This window comes from Mixta mediterraneensis (genome assembly GCF_030283135.1).
GTDB classification, from domain to species: Bacteria; Pseudomonadota; Gammaproteobacteria; order Enterobacterales; family Enterobacteriaceae; genus Pantoea; species Pantoea mediterraneensis.
Genome location: NZ_JASUAZ010000014.1, coordinates 64,834 through 83,624, shown reverse-complemented (window position 1 = coordinate 83,624; position 18,791 = coordinate 64,834). Strand labels below are relative to the sequence as shown.

The following is an 18,791-nucleotide window of genomic DNA, read 5'->3' as shown; positions in this document are numbered from 1 at the left end:
CCATCGCGATTTTGTGAACCAGATAAAACTCTGGAAGCTATCAACCGGATAAACTGTTAACAACGCTATAGCTTGCTGCTACAGGGGTGTGAGACAGATCGCAGGAAAAGTCCTTTAAATAACGGAGGCGGATAAAGTGAAATGGATTTTTTCATATAACTGACAAGCCTTCCGCACGTTCCACTTTACACTAGTGAGAAATCCGCCAACGCCCTGCCAGCCCGGTAAATTTGATCTCACTCGCAAAATGAAATGTTTCTTCTGTATTCGTATTTTATGAAAAATATATTTGTTTATAATCGGCTCACGTTTCAATTATTCCGGTCACCTTCTCCGAAGTATGCCTTCGCTTATCGCGGCGTACCGGAAGACAGATACCACCAGCATGTAAAGGAAGAGCATATGGGCACGATCAGACTGACCACTGCACAGGCGCTGGTTAAATTTCTTGATAATCAGTTTATTAGCGTTGATGGCGTTGAAACAAAATTCGTAAAAGGCATTTTCGCGATTTTTGGACATGGCAACGTTCTCGGCCTGGGACAGGCGCTGGAGCAGGACAGTGGCGATCTGGTGGTGCATCAGGGCCGTAATGAACAGGGCATGGCGCATGCCGCAACCGGCTTTGCCAAACAATCCCTGCGTCGACAGATTATTGCCTGTACGTCTTCTGTCGGACCCGGTGCGGCTAATATGATCACCGCCGCTGCCACCGCCACCGCAAACCGCATTCCACTGTTGCTGCTGCCGGGCGACGTGTTCGCTACCCGTCAGCCGGATCCGGTGCTGCAGCAGATCGAGCAATCTCACGATCTCAGCATTAGCACCAACGATGCCTTCCATGCTGTCAGCAAATACTGGGATCGTGTCAGCCGTCCTGAACAGCTTATGACCGCCTGCATCAATGCGATGCGCGTATTGACCGACCCTGCTGAAACCGGTGCGGTAACGATTTCGCTGCCGCAGGATGTGCAGGGCGAAGCCTGGGATTACCCCGAATATTTCTTTCAGAAACGCGTTCACCGTCTGGATCGTCGTTTACCAACCGCAGCGCAGTTGGAAGATGCGCTGGCGCTGATTGTGCGTAAACGCAAACCGATGATTATTTGCGGCGGAGGCGTGAAATACTCCGAAGCAGGTGAAGCGTTGCGCCAGTTTGCTGAACGTTATCAGATTCCGTTCGCTGAAACTCAGGCCGGTAAAGGCACCCTTATATCCGATCATCCGCTTAACGTGGGTGGTGTCGGCGAAACCGGTTGTCTGGCCGCCAACCTGCTGGCAAAAGAAGCTGATTTAGTGATTGGCATTGGCACGCGCTATACCGATTTCACCACAGCGTCGAAATGGATTTTCCAGAATCCGGACGTCACTTTTCTTAACGTCAATGTCAGCAGTTTTGACAGCTACAAGCTGGATGGCGTGCAGCTGTTAGCCGATGCGCGTGAAGGCTTAACCGCCTTAGACGCCGCACTGGCTTCACAAATCTACAGCAATGACTGGGGCAGTCAGGTTGAGCAAGCGCAAAGCAAGCTGTTGAAAGAGACACAGCGTGTTTATCAGGTGGAATACAGCGAAGGCTTTATCCCGGAAATAGCCGACCATATCGATCGCGAAGCCGTATTTGCGGAATTTAATCGTTTGACGCAATCCCTGCTGACGCAAAGCAGCGTGCTAGGCACCTTAAACGAGCAGCTCCCAAAGGATGCGGTGATAGTCGCAGCAGCGGGTAGCTTGCCAGGCGATCTGCAACGTGTGTGGCGCACCAAAGACTACAACGCGTACCACGTCGAATATGGCTATTCCTGCATGGGGTATGAAGTCAACGCGGCTCTGGGCGTCAAGCTGGCGCAGCCGCAGCGTGAGGTTTATGCGCTGGTTGGCGATGGCTCCTTCATGATGCTGCATTCCGAGCTGGTTACCTCCATTCAGGAGGGAGCCAAGATCAATGTGGTGCTGCTGGATAATATGACGAATGGCTGTATCAACAACCTGCAAATGGAACACGGCATGGACAGCTTTACCACCGAATTCCGTTTTCGTAACCCGGAAGGCGGCAAGCTGGATGGCGGCTTTGTACCGGTAGATTTCGCCGCCATTGCCGCTGGTTACGGCTGCAAAACCTATCGCGTTACGACGCTGGATCAGCTGAAAGCAGCCCTGGAAGATGCAAAGGAACAAACCGTTTCAACGCTCATCGACATTAAAGTCTTGCCAAAAACCATGATTCATAAATATTTCAGTTGGTGGCACGTAGGCGTAGCACAAACCTCAGATTCAGAACGGACTCAAAGCGTCGCTGACGACCTCAACGCGCATCTGGAACAGGCTCGTAAGTATTAATTTCAGGGCTGGCTTCCGGCCCCCTTTTTTCTTATCCGAATGAACCCTACAGGTGTAATTAGGACTTTGAAACTTGGCGTAATCGGTACAGGTGCAATTGGTCAGGAACACATTCGTCGCTGCAACAATGTGTTGCAGGGAGCTAAGGTTGTCGCCGTTTCTGACATCAATGTCGAGGGAGCGCGCGCGGCGCTGCAACGTTTGAACATTGAAGCGGAAGTCTATCAGGATGGCTATCAGGTGATTCAGTCGCCGGAAGTCGAGGCGGTGCTGGTGACCTCCTGGGATCCCACCCATGAACAATTTACGCTTGCTGCGATTGCTGCCGGCAAACCGGTTTTCTGCGAAAAGCCGCTGGCGATGAGTGCGGAAGGCTGCCGTAGCGTGGTGGATGCCGAAATCAAACATGGTAAACGTCTGGTGCAGGTTGGCTTTATGCGCCCTTACGATTCAGGCTATCGCGCACTGAAAAAAGTCATTACTGACGGCGAAATTGGCGAGCCGCTGATGCTGCACTGCGCGCACCGCAATATGGCAGTGCCAGAAAGCTACACCACCGATATGGCCATCACCAACACGCTGATCCACGAGCTGGATGTGCTGCGTTGGTTGACCGATGACGACTATAAAAGCGTACAGGTCGTGTTTCCACGTGTGACGTCAAAGTCACACGCCAGACTAAAAGATCCACAAGTCGTGCTGTTTGAAACGCAAAAAGGCGTGCGCATTGATGTAGAGATTTTTGTTAACTGTAGTTATGGCTACGACATTCAATGTGAAGTGGTAGGTGAAACCGGGATCGCTAAGCTGCCAGAGCCGTCATCGGTGCAGATGCGCAAAGAGGCCAAATTATCGAACGCGATTCTGGTCGACTGGAAAGATCGTTTCATTGATGCCTACGACGTTGAGTTACAGGCATTTATCAATGATGTAAAAGCAGGTGAATTAACCGGGCCTTCAGCCTGGGTTGGTTTTGCCGCTTCCGTTGCCGCCGATGCCTGTCTGAAAGCGCAGAACAGTGGCGCGATCGAACCGGTAGAAATGCCGCCGCGCCCAACGTTCTATAACAAATAATCTGATCGTTTCATTGTGGGCGGCCTGGCCGCCCTTATCACAGGAAGTAAAAAAATGAACAAAGATAACGTGAAGCTGGCAATTGCCCCTATTGGCTGGACCAACGACGACATGCCGGATCTGGGCAGCGAAAACACCTTTCAGCAAACGGTCAGTGAGATGGCGCTGGCCGGTTTTACCGGTAGCGAAGTTGGCAGCAAATATCCGCGCGATCCGGCAATTTTAAAGCCGATGCTGGATATTCGCGGCATTGAGATTTGCAACGCCTGGTTCAGCACCTTTTTTGCTAACGGTGATAAAGCCAAAACCATCGACGAATTCGTGAACCACATGAACTTTCTGCATGCGATGGGCGCTCGTGTGATTGGCTGTTCTGAACAGAGCAAGAGTATTCAAGGCACCACGCTGGCAGTACTGGAACAAAAACCGATCTTAACCGATGAAGAGTGGCACCTGACAGCGGAAGGCTACAACGAACTGGCGCAGATTGCTGCTGAAAAAGGCATGCGCGTTACGCTGCATCATCACATGGGCACCGGTATTCAGACCATTGAAGAGATTGATCGCTTCATGGCGCTGACTGATGAACGTGTCGGTCTGCTGTACGACACCGGGCACATTTACTACTCGGAAGGTTCGCAGGAAAAAATGCTGGCGGTACTGGAAAAATATCTGCCGCGTATTTTCCACGTTCACCTGAAAGATGTGCGTGATGAAGTGGTTGCAGAGGTGCGCCAAAACAAACTTTCATTCCTGGATGGCGTGAAAAAAGGCACTTTTACCGTGCCGGGCGACGGTGTGATTGATTTCAAACCGGTATTTAAAATCCTTGATGATTACGGCTATAAAGGCTGGATGGTGGTTGAGGCCGAGCAAGATCCAGCACTGGCTAATCCGTTCGAGTATGCAGTTAAGGCGCGAAAATATATTCGCGATAACGCCGGAATTTAACGGCTACGCGCCGTGCTTACACCTGCATTTCTCTTGCAGAACGGGTACAGAAGAGGTGGCCAGCTACAGTAGCTGAATGATTTCCCCTCGCTGTTTTTCACAGCCGAAAGCTGACAGACTGGAGATGCCTTTTCTGGCTGGGCATCTCCCCTGCATTCTGTGAGGCATTTCATAATCCCATGAAATAAAGCTCTCATTCAGCGCAAACAAATGAAATTTTCCATCCATCTGGTACTATAACGCTCATTATCCAGCCATTATTCTTATTAGACGAGCAGAAATAATGACCAATAACCCAACCCAACTTTCCTTGCTACAGGACGATATTCGTCGCCGCTATGAAACGCTGAGCAAGCGTCTAAAACAGGTCGCTCGTTATATTCTTGATAACAGTAACAGCATTGCTTTCGATACTGTGGCCTCTATTGCACAACAGGCCGATGTCCCGCCATCAACGCTTATTCGCTTTGCCAACGCGTTTGGCTTTAGCGGTTTCAATGAAATGAAACAGGTTTTCCGTCAGCACCTGATGGAGGAAACGGTTAACTATACGGAGCGGGCGCGTCTGTTTCGTCAGACCTCGACCGATGATAACGCCAACGCCCCGGAAAGCCCGGCAGAAATCCTTAATGTGTTCACCATGGTGAACAGCCAGGCATTACAACAGCTGGCAATGCAGGTGAACCCGGAGCAGTTAAATAAAGCGGTAAAGCTGCTTAACGAAGCAGAAAATATCTATGTGATTGGACTGCGCCGCTCGTTCAGCGTTGCCTCATATCTGGTTTATGCCCTGCGTCATCTGGAGCGCCGCGCCTTCCTGATTGATGGCCTTGGTGGAATGTTCACCGAGCAGCTAAGTCTGGTGAATCCGAAAGATGTGGTCATTGCGATTAGTTATTCGCCCTACGCCCGTGAAGCCGTCGAGGTGGTCGAATTAGGGGCCAAACGTGGTGCGCAACAGATCGCCATTACAGATAGCCAGGTCAGTCCACTGGCAGCCTTCAGCGATGTCTGCTTCGTGGTACGTGAAGCACAGGTAGACGGTTTCCGTTCTCAGGTTGCCTCTTTGTGTCTGGCGCAGACGCTGGCCGTCTCGCTTGCCCTGAATAATGCGGAAACCCAGTAATTCCCAGCGATTAACCAGATGATTCACCCGAAGAGCAGCCATTTTGCTGTCTTTCTGACTGTGGGCAAACCTGAAGTTCGGGGGACACAAACATACAGCGTCCCGCACCACAAGCGGCGCAAAGCGAGCTGCCGGGAATAGCGTTTTTGCGTCTTTACGATCGCCTGTCTAATCCGAACTAATCCTTTAAACAGCAATAAGGGCAGCCATTGTGGCTGCCCTTACTGTTTTACGCGCTTCCTGCTTTGCGCACTTATTGACTGCGCGGATAATTATCGCTATTGACCCAGGCGTGATCTTTTTCCCAGGTAAATTTCCACAAACGTACCGGACCAGCCATCACATTCAGGTAATAGTTGTTATAACCGGCAATGGTCGCCACCGGATGATAGCCACGCGGCACCGTCACCACATTACGATTGTACGGCGCCATGCATTCATCAAACGTGCGATCGTCAGTATAAACACGCTGCATGGCGAAACCCGGCTCCGGATCGAAACGGTGGTAATAAGTCTCTTCCAGATAGGTTTCGTTTTCGCTGTTTTCCTGATCGTGCTTATGGCTGGGATAAGAGCTGGTATCACCCTCATCGGTATACACTTCTACCACCAGTAAGCTGTCCGCCGGTTTGTCATCCGGCAGGATGTTATGCACCAAACGCTTATTGCGGCCTTTACCACGCTGCTCAACACCAACATCCTCTGGCGCAATCAGACGAGCGGGTAGATTTCCCTGACCCGGCGCAATACAGACGGCCAGCTCCAAATCGCTGTCAGCCTTTATTTCAACGTCGTCGTCATGAGGCACATAGACTGAATAGGGCGGAACGCGCTCAAACGGTGACATGCGTTTGCCGATGCCGGGAAATTCAGCATGGCGGGTTTTCACCGATGCCAGTCCCGCAATTAATACCAAGCAAAGTTCTTTATCACCGCTGCTCAGACGCAGGGTTTCTCCCTTTTTCAGCAGATAGGCGTCAAAGCCTACATAACGCCAGCCTGCACTTTCCGGGGTAATATTTTGAATACGCCCCTGGCTGTCCGGCTGTTGTGCCTTCGAAAGTAAAGACATCCCAAATCTCCTGTTTTGGTGAATTAACCCAGCGTCGGCATGCTGAATTCAGACACCGTTTGCTGACCACTCGGCCAACGGGCGGTAGCAGTTTTCATACGGGTATAGAAGCGTACACCGTCTGGTCCATGCACATTCAACGCACCGAACACTGAACGCTTCCAGCCGCCGAAGCTGTGGAAGGCCATGGGCACCGGAACCGGTACGTTAACGCCAACCATACCGGCTTCAACGTTCTGTACAAATTCACGCGCGGTGTTACCGTTGCTGGTAAAGATGGCGCTACCATTGCCAAATTCGTGGCTGTTAACCAGCTTTAAAGCGCTGTCGTAGTCCGGTGCACGCATAATGCTCAGCACCGGTCCAAAGATTTCTTCACGCCAGATCACCATGTCGGACGTCACGTTATCAAAGAGTGTACCGCCAACGTAGTATCCTTCTGCATGGCCTGCGACCTGGAAATTTCGGCCATCAACCACCAGCTTCGCCCCTTCCTGCTCGCCTTTATCAATGTAGCCAAGCACTTTTTTCTGATGCGCCGCAGAAACTACCGGCCCCATCTCATTTTCTTCCGCGCCTTTGTTGATGCCAGGGCCAACGCGCAGCGCTTTCACCAGCGGCGTCAGACGTGCAATCAGCTTGTCTGCCGTATCATCGCCAACCGCGACGACCACTGGCAGCGCCATACAACGCTCGCCCGCTGAACCAAATGCGCCGCCCATAATGGCATTGACGGTCGCATCCAGATCGGCATCCGGCATCACAATAGCGTGGTTTTTCGCCGCACCAAACGCCTGAACGCGTTTACCATGGGCGCTGGCCGTTTTGTAGATATGTTCTGCAACGCCGGAAGAACCCACAAAACTTACCGCCGCGATGCGTGGATCTTTATACAGTTGCTCTGCGTCTTCATTAGAACTATGAATAACATTGAATACACCATCCGGCAGGCCCGCTTCGGTTAACAGCTCTGCCATGCGTACCGCCGCAGAAGGGTCCAGCGCAGGTGGCTTCAGAATGAAAGTGTTGCCGCACGCCAGCGCAATCGGGAACATCCACAAGGGCACCATCGCCGGGAAGTTAAATGGGGTAATACCGGCCACCACGCCAACCGGCTGCATCAGTGAGAAACTGTCAACGCCAGTGCCGACGTTCGGGGAATACTCGCCTTTAAGCAGATGCGGGATACCGCAGGCAAACTCGATCACTTCAATACCGCGCGTCAGTTCACCCAGTGCATCCGACCAGACTTTGCCATGCTCAGATACAATCAGTGCTGCCAGCTCATCGCGATGCTGCTCCATCAACGCTTTGAAGTTGAACAGTACGCGTGCGCGACGCAGCGGAGAGGTTTTCGACCATGCCGGGAAGGCATTGTGAGCCACTTCAATCGCCTGAGCGACTTCATCAGCGGTACTTTGCGTCAGTTCGCGCACCACGTTGCCGGTTGCTGGATCATAAACAGGGATGGTTTCGTTGCTGGCGCTGTGGGTGGTTTTTCCGCCAATAAAGTTTCCTACGATATTCATGTTGTAGCCTCTTTGAATGTTTTCGTTCCCTGCAGACTGAGCGTGCTGAATGTCACGTTGCCTGATCAGGCAAAGCCAAAAGCGTGCTATGAAACTATTACAGTGAAATAAATTTTTCAAATGAATATTTTTGGAAAATTTCCTTTTAGCGGCACAGATCGCATTTTTCCTGAATCGGTTGCACCGTGCGCTTTTCGCTCGCGATAACCAGTAAACTAGCGCATTCGGGCCATGGGTTAACAACCTGAGTTTTTGCCTGTTCCCCTTCATAAAATCCGGCAAAAAAGCCGGGGCGTGAAACGAAATATGAAATTATTGCGAAGCAGATCTAATAATTTAAATTTCATCATTCACTGATAATGAAATAAATGTTCTTTTTGGCTTCGTCTTCCCCTACTTTGTAACAGGAGCCGTAGAATGGCCATTGATCCAACACGTTTCTGTATTAACCGAAAAATTGCCCCCGCCCTGACGCTGGAAGCGTTTTTCCAGCTGGTGCAGCGTCTGGGATTAAGCAAAGTAGAATTGCGTAACGATATGGCCAGCGGCAAGGTGATGGATGACCTTTCGCCTCAGCAGCTCTGCGCATTGACGGAAAAATATAACGTTGAGATCGTCACGATTAACGCCCTGTATCCGTTCAACCGTACCGATGACGCCCTGATGGAGAAAGCGGAAGCCCTGTTAAAAGAAGCACAACGTATTGGTGCCAAAGCGCTGGTGATGTGTCCGCTGAATGAAGGCATTCTGATTTCGTCCCAGCAAACGCGGGAAGCAATGCAGAAACTCGCGCCGCGTTTTGAACATTATGGCGTACAAGGTCTGGTTGAGCCGCTGGGGTTCCCGGTGAGTTCATTGCGCTCCGCTGTACAGGCGCAACAGCTTATTCGTGAGGCTAAGGTGCCGTTCAGACTGGTGCTGGATACCTTCCATCACCATTTGTATGAAAATGCCGAACAAGAATTCCCGGCAGAGATGGATGTGAATCAGATCGGTTTAGTGCATTTGTCTGGTGTAGAAGCTACGCGCCCGAAAGCGGCGTTGACCGATGACGATCGCATTATGCTGAGTGACAGCGATGTATTAAACAGCGTGGCGCAGGTCAAACGCCTGGAAATACTCGGCTATAAAGGTGATTACGCCTTTGAACCGTTCTCATCAGAACTGAACAGCTGGACCCCCGCCGAAATCGAACGTCAGATTCGCCACAGCATCGAACTGCTGCAAGCCTGATCCTCTGCGCGGCGCTGCTTTTTGCGTCGCGTGACCCAACCCTTATCTGTGTCTTGTGACACGTTTTTTGGCCTCGGTCGGAGGCCGCTTTTTTATTCTTCGTTAATCTCTAACCCAGGCTCAGCGGTTTGTCGGCGAATCATGCGTAGAATGCAAAACAGCGCCAGGCAGACCAGCAGCTTGAGTATTCCTGGCGGCATTTATGCCGCGGGCTGTTTTGCACTCAGGGCAGCACCGCCAGCGGCGGGCCGATAGTGAGATAGCTGGCGAAGTTGTACAGCACAATAGAAAAGATCAGAAGGGTAAGCCGAAAACTATGTGGTGTAGATTCCGCTGCAGGTTGCTCTGGCATGAGTCATTGCGCTCGTGTTTGACTGTGCTAACTATCCTCTTTTAAGCATTCACGCCCCCTGCTGCATATTAAGGGTTGGTTAAATTCCCGTCATACCCCCTGGGGCTTACTTTTCTCAACGCTCAAAGGGAATAATAGTTTGCTAACAAGCCCGAGTTCCGGAGCGCAATAAGGCAGAGGCGCGTTAGCTGATTTTTACCGTTTCTCTGATAAATCAGTTGGTTAATTTTACTTACGCTACACTTCTCACAACCCCTATCATTTCAGGAGAGGGAATGAGCGAGTCACAGCAGGAAAAAATTGGGCAAAATATTCTCATCAAACTGGCGATGTTGGTGATTATTCTCGCGGGCATCCGTGGGGCTTCTGACATTCTGGTGCCGTTGCTACTCGCGGCCTTTTTTGCCATCGTGCTCAACCCCCTGGTGACAATACTTATGCGGCACGGTTTACGGCGTGGAGTGGCCATCACTCTTGTTATTACCGTGATTTTATTTGTGATTTTGCTGCTGGTCGCGGTAATAGCCAGCTCGGTGAGCGAGTTCTATGCTCTCTATCCACAGATACGTGCCACCCTGGAGCACAAGATGAGTGTGGTTCAGCAGCTGGCGACTCAGTTTCATATTAACGTGTCAACCGATTCGCTGGTGCAACGCTTTGATCCCAGCATGATGATGAACCTGGCCACCAGTGCACTGAGCCAGTTCTCGGGTGCAATGACCCGTTTCGTACTGCTGATATTGACGGTTGTGTTCATGCTGTTTGAAGTACATCACCTGCCCTACAAAATGCGTAATTCGCTGGTTAATCCCAAAATACGCATCGCCGGTTTGCACAAAGCATTGAAGGGAGTCACCCATTATCTGGCGCTGAAAACGCTGGTAAGCCTGGTGACTGGCGTCGCGGTGTGGTTAAGCCTGGTGTTACTGGGCGTGAAGTTCGCGCTACTTTGGGGCGTGCTGGCGTTTATCCTCAACTTCATTCCCAACATCGGACCCATTATTGCAGGCATACCGCCGTTTATTCAGGCACTGCTATTGAACAGCGTATTTGACGCGTTGATGGTAGCGGCGCTGTTTTCGGCCATTCATATGGTGTTTGGTAACTTACTGGAACCGCGCCTGATGGGGCGCGGCCTGGGCTTATCCACGCTGGTTGTGTTTTTGTCGTTAATTTTTTGGGCTGGCTGCTTGGCCCGGTCGGCATGTTATTGTCGGTGCCGCTAACCAGTATTACCAAAATCCTGATGGAGACCACACCGGGCGGCAGCCGCCTGGCCATTATGCTTGGCACCGGGCGCCCCAAACGCGTCAAAGGCTTAACCAAGTAACCGTTGCTGCACGTGCTGTAAATGATTTTCCATTGCGGCACGCGCAGCGGTTTCATCGCCCGCGACTATCGCCTCGGCAATTCGCTGATGATCCTCATTCATGTCGCGTGCAAAGGCGTTATCTGCATAATGACGTTCCAGCCGCTTAAAGTGCGGGCTGTGGCGCTTGTTCCATAAATATTCCATCATATCGCGCAGCAAATCATTGCCGCTCATTTCGCTGATCAACAGATGAAACTGCTTGTCTTGCTCAAGGAACGCCGCATCATTTTCATTAAACTGTTGCAACTCAGCGGTTAAGGCCAGCAAAGCAGCACGTTGCTGCGCGTTACCCTTGCGCGCCGCAAAAGCCGCCAGCATCCCTTCAAAAGCTTCGCGCGCCTGAAGCAGTTCCTGCAGGCTGAAGCTCTCCACGTCCTTGATTTCATTCTGCGGCAACGGCTGCGCCACATAAATACCGTTGCCGGTTCGTATATCTACCCAGCCGGTCATCTCCAGTGCAATCAATGCTTCGCGCACCGATGAACGGCTCACCCCAAGCTGTTTCGCCAGTTCACGCTCCGGCGGCAACAATCCACCCGGCACAAATTCGCCGTTTTTAATGCTATCCATTATCGCATTAGCAATCTGCCGATACAGACGCTCCGTTTTCAGTATGCTTAGCGCCATACCTTCCTCCTTCTCGTAAGCGGTAGGCCAAAGTGTCGCAGCGATCACATTTTTTCATGCTGCGATCCCGATCACGGCCTTTCATTGTCCAGTATCATACTCTTGGTCCAGCGGCCTGACCACTAGGCCAAATTACATACGAGGTGAAAATGGAACACACTTGGCGTTGGTATGGCCCGAACGATCCGGTTTTGCTGGATGATGCGCGTCAGGCGGGTGCAACCGGTATTGTGACCGCTCTGCACCATATCGCTAATGGCGATGTCTGGCCGGTGGAAGAGATTAAAGCCCGCCAGGCATTGCTGGCAGAAAAAGGATTGGTATGGTCGGTAGTAGAAAGTATTCCGGTACATGAATCGATCAAAACCCAGCGCGGTGATTATCAGCGTTACATTGCTAATTATCAGCAATCACTACGCAATCTGGCTACCTGCGGCATTGATACGGTGTGCTACAACTTTATGCCCGTACTCGACTGGACGCGCACTGATTTAGCATGGGAATTACCGGACGGCGCGAAAGCGCTGCGTTTTGATGCCGATGCTTTCGCCGCCTTCGATCTACACATTTTGCAACGGCCCGGCGCCGAAAAAGATTACAGCGAACCTCAACAACAGGCTGCTGCCAGCCGCTTCGCCGCGATGAGCGAAGAGGAAAAAACCACGCTGGTTCGCAATATTATTGCGGGTTTGCCGGGTGCAGAAGAAGGCTATACGCTGGAGCAGTTTCAGGCACAGCTGGCGCAATACGACGGCATTGATAAAGCCAAACTGCGCGAACACATGGCGACTTTCCTGCGCGCCATCGTGCCGGTTGCGGAAGAAACGGGTATTAAACTGGCGGTACATCCTGACGATCCACCACGTCCGATTCTCGGTCTGCCGCGCATTATCTCGACACAGGAAGATATGCAGTGGTTAAAAGAGACCGTCGATAGCCTGCATAACGGCTTTTGCTTCTGTACCGGTTCGTATGGTGTGCGCGCCGACAATGCGCTGGTAGAAATGGCAGAAATCTATGCTGACCGCATCAACTTTATTCACCTGCGCGCTACCCAACGCGAAAAAAATCCCGACAGCTTCCACGAAGCGGCGCATTTAACGGGTGATGTCGATATGGTGGGCGTGATTAAAGTGATTTTGGCTGAAGAACAACGCCGACGTAAGGCAGGTAACCTGCGCGCTATTCCAATGCGCCCTGATCATGGGCATCAGATGCTGGACGATCTGCATAAGCGCACCAATCCGGGTTATTCAGCCATTGGTCGTTTGAAAGGGCTGGCAGAATTACGGGGTGTTGAAGTGGCCCTGCGACAAATCTTTTTTCAGGATTAATGAAGCCGATTGAAAACTAACATCATTCCCAGCTAATCAGACAGCAATCGCTATTTAAAGATGACTTAATCCGGAAATATTTTATTTCCGGATTCTTAATTAATCATCAGCTAACCCAAAAATAACCTCCGGCTACTGATCTTTGTTGCTTTTAGCGTCACCGTGAAGCCGATAAATATGGCTATGGCGTACAAACTGCGTTTCATCTTTGTGATTTTTATAAATCTCCTTTCAGATTTTTATCGACGCCTTTTCAGGAAACAACATTGCTCCGCTGCATAAAAGTCATAGCTGGACTGGATAGCGTAAACGCGCCTGTATTCATTCAGGGCACAGCGTTAAACACCGAGCGGTCGGTTATCGATTTGACGTTTACGGCATTTGGTAAAATCTTTAATTCGCTAAACAGATCAGACACTTTTTGCACACTGTCAATATCATCCTGAGTGACAGGACGAATACCGTGAGAAATACGCGCGGTAATTTTTACGGCATCCTGTGGTTGTAAGCGCGTCAGTTGCGCATAAACCTTGCTGTACTCTTGAGGATGAGTGATCGCCCAGTTACGTGCTTTTTCCAGGCGCTGGGTGAAATCAGCGATAGCCGCCCGCCTGGCTGGATCATCCAGTGATGCCTGCGTTGCCGTGACAAACGATAATGCTGTGGTTAAGCCTTTGCCGTCGCGCAGCAGGCGTCCACCGTGTTGTTCCGCAATGCCCAGATAAGGATCGAACGTTGCCCATACCTTAATTTGCCCTGAATTAAAGGCGGCGCTGGCATCGGTTGGCAGCACAAAGCGTACCGGCACGCTGTCGCGTTTCACGTTGGCTTCCTTCAGTGCCTGATAAAGCAGATGCTGAGAGATACTGCCGCGCGCCGACGATATAACGACCTCTTTACCTGCTAACTCTTTCACGCTGTGAATCGGCGAATCGGCGGGCACCACCAAGCCATTTGCGCCGCTATCGCCGACATTTGTGGCAATGATTTTCAGCGGCACACCGCCCGATGCCGCCATAAGTACCGGCAAATCGCCTGCGTAGGAGGTATCAACCGCTCCTGCCCGCTGAGCCTCAAACAGGGGAGCCGCGCCTTGAAAATTTGCCCAGCGATAGCGATAAGGCGCATCTTTCATGACGCCTGCGGCTTCAACCAGCGAACGTAAATTTCGCGCCTGATCGCCCAACACCAGCGTAACCTGACTCAAATCCGGCGCCGCCTGCGCACTTATGCTAATGCTCACGACTATTGCGGCGATGGCCGCCTGGCTGATCTTCATCGTCGTCCCTTAAAGCGCGTTACGGTTGAGCTGACGGATATAGGCATCCCAGTGCAGCAAATATTTTTTATTATTAATCGCTTGCTCAAACGCCAGCGCCGCTTTCTCTGCCACCGCATCCGGCAGGATAAACAGTTCAGCGCCGCCAGATTGCGCCGCCAGCTGCGCCTGGCACGCTCGTTCAAGGTAATAGAGGTTATAGAAGGCCTCTTCAATACTGCCGCCGCTGGTCAGCAAACCGTGATTACGTAAGATCAGTGCGTTGCGTGCGCCCAAATCAGCGACGATGCGCTGTTGCTCATCCAGATCAAGCGCTATGCCTTCGTAATCGTGATAGCCCACGCGTTGATAAAAACGCGTGCTGTGCTGGGAAATCATTAACAAACCCTGTTTTTGCGCCGAGACACCGATGCCCGCAGCAGTGTGGGTATGCATTACCGCATGCGCATCAGGCCGCGCACGATGAATAGCGCTATGGATCACGAATCCCGCCGGGTTAATGCCCAGGCCGGTTGGGTCGTCAATAATGTTGCCGTCGATGTCAATTTTCACCAGGGTTTCAGGGCGAATTTCATCGAAGGTTTGACCATAGGCGTTAATAAGAATATGCGGCTGTTCACCCGGCACACGCAGTGAAAAATGCGTGTAGATATGATCGGTCCAGCGCAGTTTTGCTGCCAACACATAGGCCTGTGCCAGTCTGGTGCGTGCCTGCCATTCGGCATCGCTTACGCGCTGCTGTAAAGAAGATAGGGCCAGGGTTGCTGTGCTCATGTCCGCTCCTTGTCAGTGAATGTACGTTTGCGGTCATCCTGACATAGCCATTTCACGCCTGGGAAATACCAAAAACAGCAAAACATTCTCAGTATTTGCAATGCCCGGTCGATAATTAATCTGAACCAGATTTGATCGTAATCAAAACCCTACCCGACACCGCTTGCGGACATGCTATGCTGCGCTGACTGATTAACACCTCCTCAAGACAGTTAATATTCAAAGGGCTTTGCGGTGCCGCTACTGAAAAGAAAGCGCAATTACGCCAGGTTGCTCATCATCCTTGCCGGGGCGTTGCCATTGATTTCTGGCCTTATTTTTACAGTCATTGACGCCCGTCATACGCTCCACCAACAGCAGGTGAACGCTGCCAATACCCTTTTATTTCAGGCTGAAAAAATGAGCGATCGCGGCTGGGATATGATCACTTCCCTGCGCCGGTATCACTATCAGCCGTGCAGCCAGATTCAAAACAACCTCTTACGTACAGACATGCTAAGCGCCTATTTTCGGGCCATCGGTAAACTGCAGGACGACAGGGTTTCCTGCTCATCCGCATACGGTCTGGAGCCTGGCTCGCTAAAAGAAATAATAATGCGCGATCCGCCAGTCACGGGACGCGCATGGTGGAGCCTGTCGCTTACCGGAACGGCAGGCGTACCGAATCGTCCTGCGGCGATTTTTGTACGGCAACTTCCCGACGGCGAAGGCTTCTGGGCAATAATTGATGGCCAGTATCTGATAGATTTTATGAATGCGGTTGGCGAGTCGCACGGTTATCAGCTCTCGATGCGTTTCGGTCATGGCGCGCCGATTTCAGCGGGAAACGATGAGGCAGCGAAAAGCAGTTTTTTTACAGCCCAAACCTATCAGGCCATCTCAAACCGTTATCCGATTAGCGTTAGCGTAATCGCGCCAGGCACTGAGCTAACCCGTGCCTGGCGACACGTCGTGTTTAACTTTCTGCCAGTCGCGATTATTTTTTCGATTCTGCTGATGGCCTTCACTGCAAACTGGCTGCAACGCCGTTTGTCATGGCGTGATGAGATTCGCCGGGCCATTCACGGTCACCAGTTCACGGTGCATTATCAGCCGGTCTATAACGCGCGGTTGCAGCGCTGCTTCGGTGTCGAAGCGTTGTTGCGCTGGACAACGCCGAGCGGTAAAGAGATCCGTCCTGACATCTTTATCAGTGCTGCAGAGGCCGAAGGCATGATTGTGCCATTAACGCGCCATCTTATTCATTTGCTTGTCGAAGATGTACAGAGCTGGCAGGTTGAGCCGGGCTTTCATTTAGCCATTAACGTCGCCGCCGGGCATTTGCAGCACCCTGACTTTGTCAGCGATATGCTGAAACTTGCTGAAAAGGTCAAACATCAGCAGATCGTTATTACGCTTGAGTTAACAGAGCGCAGCCTGATCCAGGAGGGGGACGACGTGGCGCGCAAGCTGGATGAATTGCGCAAAGTTGGAATAAAAGTAGCGATTGATGATTTTGGCACCGGGCACTGCTCGCTGAGCTATTTAATGACCTTCTCGCTGGATTATCTGAAAATCGACCGTGGCTTTATTAACGCTATTGAATCGCTCGGCAGCGAAACGCCGGTGCTGGATGCCATCATCAACCTCAGTCTGAAATTACGTTTACAGATATTGGGTGAAGGCGTTGAAACTGCGTTACAACTTTTGTATCTGCAACAGCGCGGCGTGATGCTTATTCAGGGCTATTACTATGCTCAACCGATGAATAATACGGCGCTGAAAGGCTGGCTCAAAAGGAAAGGACGATTACCGATACAAACTGTAAATCAGGCTACGTCTGAATGAAATCGTTGATGACCCGAATCGCGCTTTAACAACGGCACGCGTCATTTTATGGCAGTACGTTATGCCCCCTTCAGCCGAATTCTCATTTCCCAGCATAATTACTTTTGGTCAACAAAATTCTTGCTGATTGCGCCGTAAAAATAGCCAATATCAGCTCAAACATGACAAATATCACACTAAAACGGTATACTCTTCCGCTGGTTGTCATAATTTCGGCAGGAATTCTTGCTTGTATAGCCTGGGGAAAGTGTTCTATTTCCGGCTATGCTTAAATTTTCTCAATGCGGTGGACTGACCCTGCTTTACGGGTCGCGCCGTTAAGGACTTTCATGTTCTATTACAGGGTAATTCTATGAAATTACGTAGGAAGCGTGTAAAACCAATTGGGCTTGATGATGTCACTATCATTGACGATGCCCGTTTGCGTAAAGCCATCACCGCGGCGTCTCTGGGTAACGCGATGGAATGGTTTGACTTCGGTGTGTATGGCTTTGTGGCTTACGCGCTGGGTAAAATATTTTTTCCTGATGCCTCGCCAGGCGTGCAGATGATCGCCGCACTGGGTACGTTCTCCGTACCTTTCTTGATTCGTCCATTGGGCGGCTTGTTCTTCGGTATGCTGGGCGATAAATACGGCCGTCAGAAGATTCTCTCCATTACTATTGTCATCATGTCGCTCAGTACGTTCTGTATCGGCTTGATACCATCGTATGCCTCGATTGGCATTTGGGCGCCGGTGCTACTGCTGGTAGCCAAAATGGCGCAGGGGTTCTCGGTTGGCGGTGAATATACCGGCGCATCCATCTTCGTTGCCGAATACTCACCAGACCGTAAACGCGGTTTTATGGGGAGCTGGCTCGACTTCGGTTCGATTGCAGGTTTTGTACTCGGCGCGGGCTTAGTGGTGCTGATCTCTACCATTATCGGTGAAGACAGTTTCCTTGCGTGGGGATGGCGCTTGCCATTCTTCCTGGCGCTACCGCTTGGCATTATCGGTCTGTATCTGCGCCATGCGCTGGAAGAAACACCTGCGTTCCAGCAGCACGTCGAAAAACTGGAGCAAGGTGACCGCGAAGGTCTGCGTGACGGTCCGAAAGTCTCATTTAAAGAGATTGCCACCAAACACTGGCGCAGCCTGCTGGCATGTGTCGGGTTGGTTATTGCTACCAACGTAACCTACTACATGCTGCTCACCTATATGCCGAGTTATCTGTCGCATAACCTGCATTATTCGGAAGATCACGGTGTGCTCATCATTATCGCCATCATGATCGGTATGCTGTTTGTGCAGCCCGTGATGGGTATGCTGAGTGACCGCTTTGGCCGTCGTCCGTTTATCATCATTGGTAGCATTGCCTTGCTAATCTTTGTGATACCCGCATTCATGATGATTAACAGCGGCGTGATCGGCTTAATTTTTGCTGGCCTGTTGCTGTTAGCGGTGATCCTCAACGCCTTTACCGGCGTCATGGCTTCGTCACTGCCTGCCATGTTCCCGACCCACATTCGTTACAGCGCATTAGCCAGTGCCTTCAATATCTCGGTATTAATAGCAGGTCTGACCCCCACCGTCGCCGCATGGCTGGTGGAAACTACCAATAATCTGTACACGCCCGCTTATTACCTGATGGTGATTGCAGTGATTGGCCTGATTACCGGTATTTATATGAAAGAGACCGCTAACAAACCGCTGAAAGGCGCCACGCCTGCCGCGTCTGATTTGGCTGAAGCGCGTGAAATTCTTCAGGAACATCACGACAATATCGAGCAAAAAATCGAAGATATTGACGAAGAGATTTCCCGCCTCGAAGCCAGACGTAAAAATCTGGTGCAACAACACCCGGACATCAACGAGTAATCCTCTCTCCCTCCCGCCGCCCGGCGGGAAGTTTTTTTCTGCC

General features: G+C 51.2%; 13 protein-coding genes and 2 pseudogenes. 9 read left to right on the top strand and 6 right to left on the bottom strand.

The annotated features are described in order from the left end of the window. Positions 1 to 402: 402 nt before the first annotated feature. The 4 genes from iolD (at position 403) to QRY16_RS10990 (ending at position 5,491) form a co-directional block, all read left to right on the top strand. On the top strand, positions 403 to 2,340 hold the full coding sequence (gene iolD, locus QRY16_RS11005) for a 3D-(3,5/4)-trihydroxycyclohexane-1,2-dione acylhydrolase (decyclizing) (protein WP_289776604.1): 1,938 nt from the start codon (positions 403 to 405) through the stop codon (positions 2,338 to 2,340). 39 nt (positions 2,341 to 2,379) lie between these two features. Further along, a complete protein-coding gene (gene iolG / locus QRY16_RS11000) occupies positions 2,380 to 3,414 on the top strand; it encodes a bifunctional inositol 2-dehydrogenase/D-chiro-inositol 1-dehydrogenase (protein ID WP_289776603.1) in 1,035 nt (344 codons plus the stop codon). Between the two features lie 54 nt (positions 3,415 to 3,468). Further along, positions 3,469 to 4,365, top strand: coding sequence for a myo-inosose-2 dehydratase (gene iolE, locus QRY16_RS10995; protein ID WP_289776602.1), 897 nt, complete (start codon positions 3,469 to 3,471; stop codon positions 4,363 to 4,365). A 283-nt stretch (positions 4,366 to 4,648) separates the two neighbouring features. Further along, positions 4,649 to 5,491, top strand: coding sequence for a MurR/RpiR family transcriptional regulator (locus QRY16_RS10990; protein ID WP_193404380.1), 843 nt, complete (start codon positions 4,649 to 4,651; stop codon positions 5,489 to 5,491). 253 nt (positions 5,492 to 5,744) lie between these two features. Here the strand turns inward: QRY16_RS10990 and iolB are convergent, their stop codons facing one another. Beyond that, positions 5,745 to 6,563: a 5-deoxy-glucuronate isomerase gene (gene iolB, locus QRY16_RS10985; RefSeq protein ID WP_289776601.1), complete on the bottom strand. Its 819-nt coding sequence runs from the start codon at positions 6,561 to 6,563 to the stop codon at positions 5,745 to 5,747. A 23-nt stretch (positions 6,564 to 6,586) separates the two neighbouring features. Beyond that, a complete protein-coding gene (locus QRY16_RS10980; protein WP_289776600.1) occupies positions 6,587 to 8,092 on the bottom strand; it encodes a CoA-acylating methylmalonate-semialdehyde dehydrogenase in 1,506 nt (501 codons plus the stop codon). A gap of 417 nt (positions 8,093 to 8,509) precedes the next feature. Here QRY16_RS10980 and QRY16_RS10975 point away from each other — a divergent pair, with 417 nt between their 5' ends. Next, complete coding sequence (locus QRY16_RS10975; RefSeq protein WP_289776599.1) at positions 8,510 to 9,325, top strand: TIM barrel protein; 816 nt, start codon at positions 8,510 to 8,512, stop codon at positions 9,323 to 9,325. A gap of 226 nt (positions 9,326 to 9,551) precedes the next feature. On the opposite strand, the pseudogene QRY16_RS10970 reads toward QRY16_RS10975, so the two are convergent. Then, positions 9,552 to 9,677, bottom strand: a pseudogene (locus QRY16_RS10970) (MFS transporter); the annotation flags it as partial. A gap of 275 nt (positions 9,678 to 9,952) precedes the next feature. On the opposite strand from QRY16_RS10970, the pseudogene QRY16_RS10965 reads away from it, so the two are divergent. Continuing rightward, a pseudogene (locus QRY16_RS10965) lies at positions 9,953 to 11,007 on the top strand (AI-2E family transporter). Here the strand turns inward: QRY16_RS10965 and QRY16_RS10960 are convergent. After that, positions 10,996 to 11,676, bottom strand: a complete 681-nt coding sequence (locus QRY16_RS10960) for a FadR/GntR family transcriptional regulator (protein WP_193405572.1) — start codon at positions 11,674 to 11,676, stop codon at positions 10,996 to 10,998. The pseudogene QRY16_RS10965 and the gene QRY16_RS10960 overlap by 12 nt on opposite strands. 149 nt (positions 11,677 to 11,825) lie before the next feature. On the opposite strand from QRY16_RS10960, the gene uxuA reads away from it, so the two are divergent. Beyond that, on the top strand, positions 11,826 to 13,010 hold the full coding sequence (gene uxuA / locus QRY16_RS10955; protein ID WP_193405573.1) for a mannonate dehydratase: 1,185 nt from the start codon (positions 11,826 to 11,828) through the stop codon (positions 13,008 to 13,010). A gap of 325 nt (positions 13,011 to 13,335) precedes the next feature. Here the strand turns inward: uxuA and QRY16_RS10950 are convergent, their stop codons facing one another. Both QRY16_RS10950 and QRY16_RS10945 read right to left on the bottom strand, forming a co-directional pair. Next, positions 13,336 to 14,289, bottom strand: a complete 954-nt coding sequence (locus QRY16_RS10950; protein ID WP_193405589.1) for an ABC transporter substrate-binding protein — start codon at positions 14,287 to 14,289, stop codon at positions 13,336 to 13,338. 9 nt (positions 14,290 to 14,298) lie between these two features. Further along, positions 14,299 to 15,063 (bottom strand): class II aldolase/adducin family protein, encoded by a 765-nt coding sequence (locus QRY16_RS10945; RefSeq protein ID WP_193405588.1) that lies wholly within the window; start codon positions 15,061 to 15,063, stop codon positions 14,299 to 14,301. A gap of 234 nt (positions 15,064 to 15,297) precedes the next feature. Here QRY16_RS10945 and QRY16_RS10940 point away from each other — a divergent pair, with 234 nt between their 5' ends. Together QRY16_RS10940 and proP are read left to right on the top strand one after the other, a co-directional pair. Further along, positions 15,298 to 16,890 carry an EAL domain-containing protein gene (locus QRY16_RS10940; protein WP_289776598.1) on the top strand — a complete coding sequence of 531 codons (1,593 nt, stop codon included), beginning with the start codon at positions 15,298 to 15,300 and terminating at the stop codon, positions 16,888 to 16,890. Positions 16,891 to 17,242: 352 nt separating this feature from the next. Next, a complete protein-coding gene (gene proP, locus QRY16_RS10935; RefSeq protein ID WP_289776597.1) occupies positions 17,243 to 18,748 on the top strand; it encodes a glycine betaine/L-proline transporter ProP in 1,506 nt (501 codons plus the stop codon). Positions 18,749 to 18,791 lie beyond the last annotated feature (43 nt).

What these genes read in the sequence shown, in the direction of transcription:
- uxuA (WP_193405573.1), top strand. Translation starts at nt 11,826, where the DNA reads ATGGAACACACTTGGCGTTGGTATGGCCCGAACGATCCGGTTTTGCTG.
- QRY16_RS10975 (WP_289776599.1), top strand. Translation starts at nt 8,510, where the DNA reads ATGGCCATTGATCCAACACGTTTCTGTATTAACCGAAAAATTGCCCCC.
- QRY16_RS10980 (WP_289776600.1), bottom strand. Translation starts at nt 8,092, where the DNA reads ATGAATATCGTAGGAAACTTTATTGGCGGAAAAACCACCCACAGCGCC.
- iolD (WP_289776604.1), top strand. Translation starts at nt 403, where the DNA reads ATGGGCACGATCAGACTGACCACTGCACAGGCGCTGGTTAAATTTCTT.
- proP (WP_289776597.1), top strand. Translation starts at nt 17,243, where the DNA reads ATGAAATTACGTAGGAAGCGTGTAAAACCAATTGGGCTTGATGATGTC.
- QRY16_RS10950 (WP_193405589.1), bottom strand. Translation starts at nt 14,289, where the DNA reads ATGAAGATCAGCCAGGCGGCCATCGCCGCAATAGTCGTGAGCATTAGC.
- QRY16_RS10990 (WP_193404380.1), top strand. Translation starts at nt 4,649, where the DNA reads ATGACCAATAACCCAACCCAACTTTCCTTGCTACAGGACGATATTCGT.
- iolE (WP_289776602.1), top strand. Translation starts at nt 3,469, where the DNA reads ATGAACAAAGATAACGTGAAGCTGGCAATTGCCCCTATTGGCTGGACC.
- iolB (WP_289776601.1), bottom strand. Translation starts at nt 6,563, where the DNA reads ATGTCTTTACTTTCGAAGGCACAACAGCCGGACAGCCAGGGGCGTATT.
- iolG (WP_289776603.1), top strand. Translation starts at nt 2,380, where the DNA reads ATGAACCCTACAGGTGTAATTAGGACTTTGAAACTTGGCGTAATCGGT.
- QRY16_RS10945 (WP_193405588.1), bottom strand. Translation starts at nt 15,063, where the DNA reads ATGAGCACAGCAACCCTGGCCCTATCTTCTTTACAGCAGCGCGTAAGC.
- QRY16_RS10960 (WP_193405572.1), bottom strand. Translation starts at nt 11,676, where the DNA reads ATGGCGCTAAGCATACTGAAAACGGAGCGTCTGTATCGGCAGATTGCT.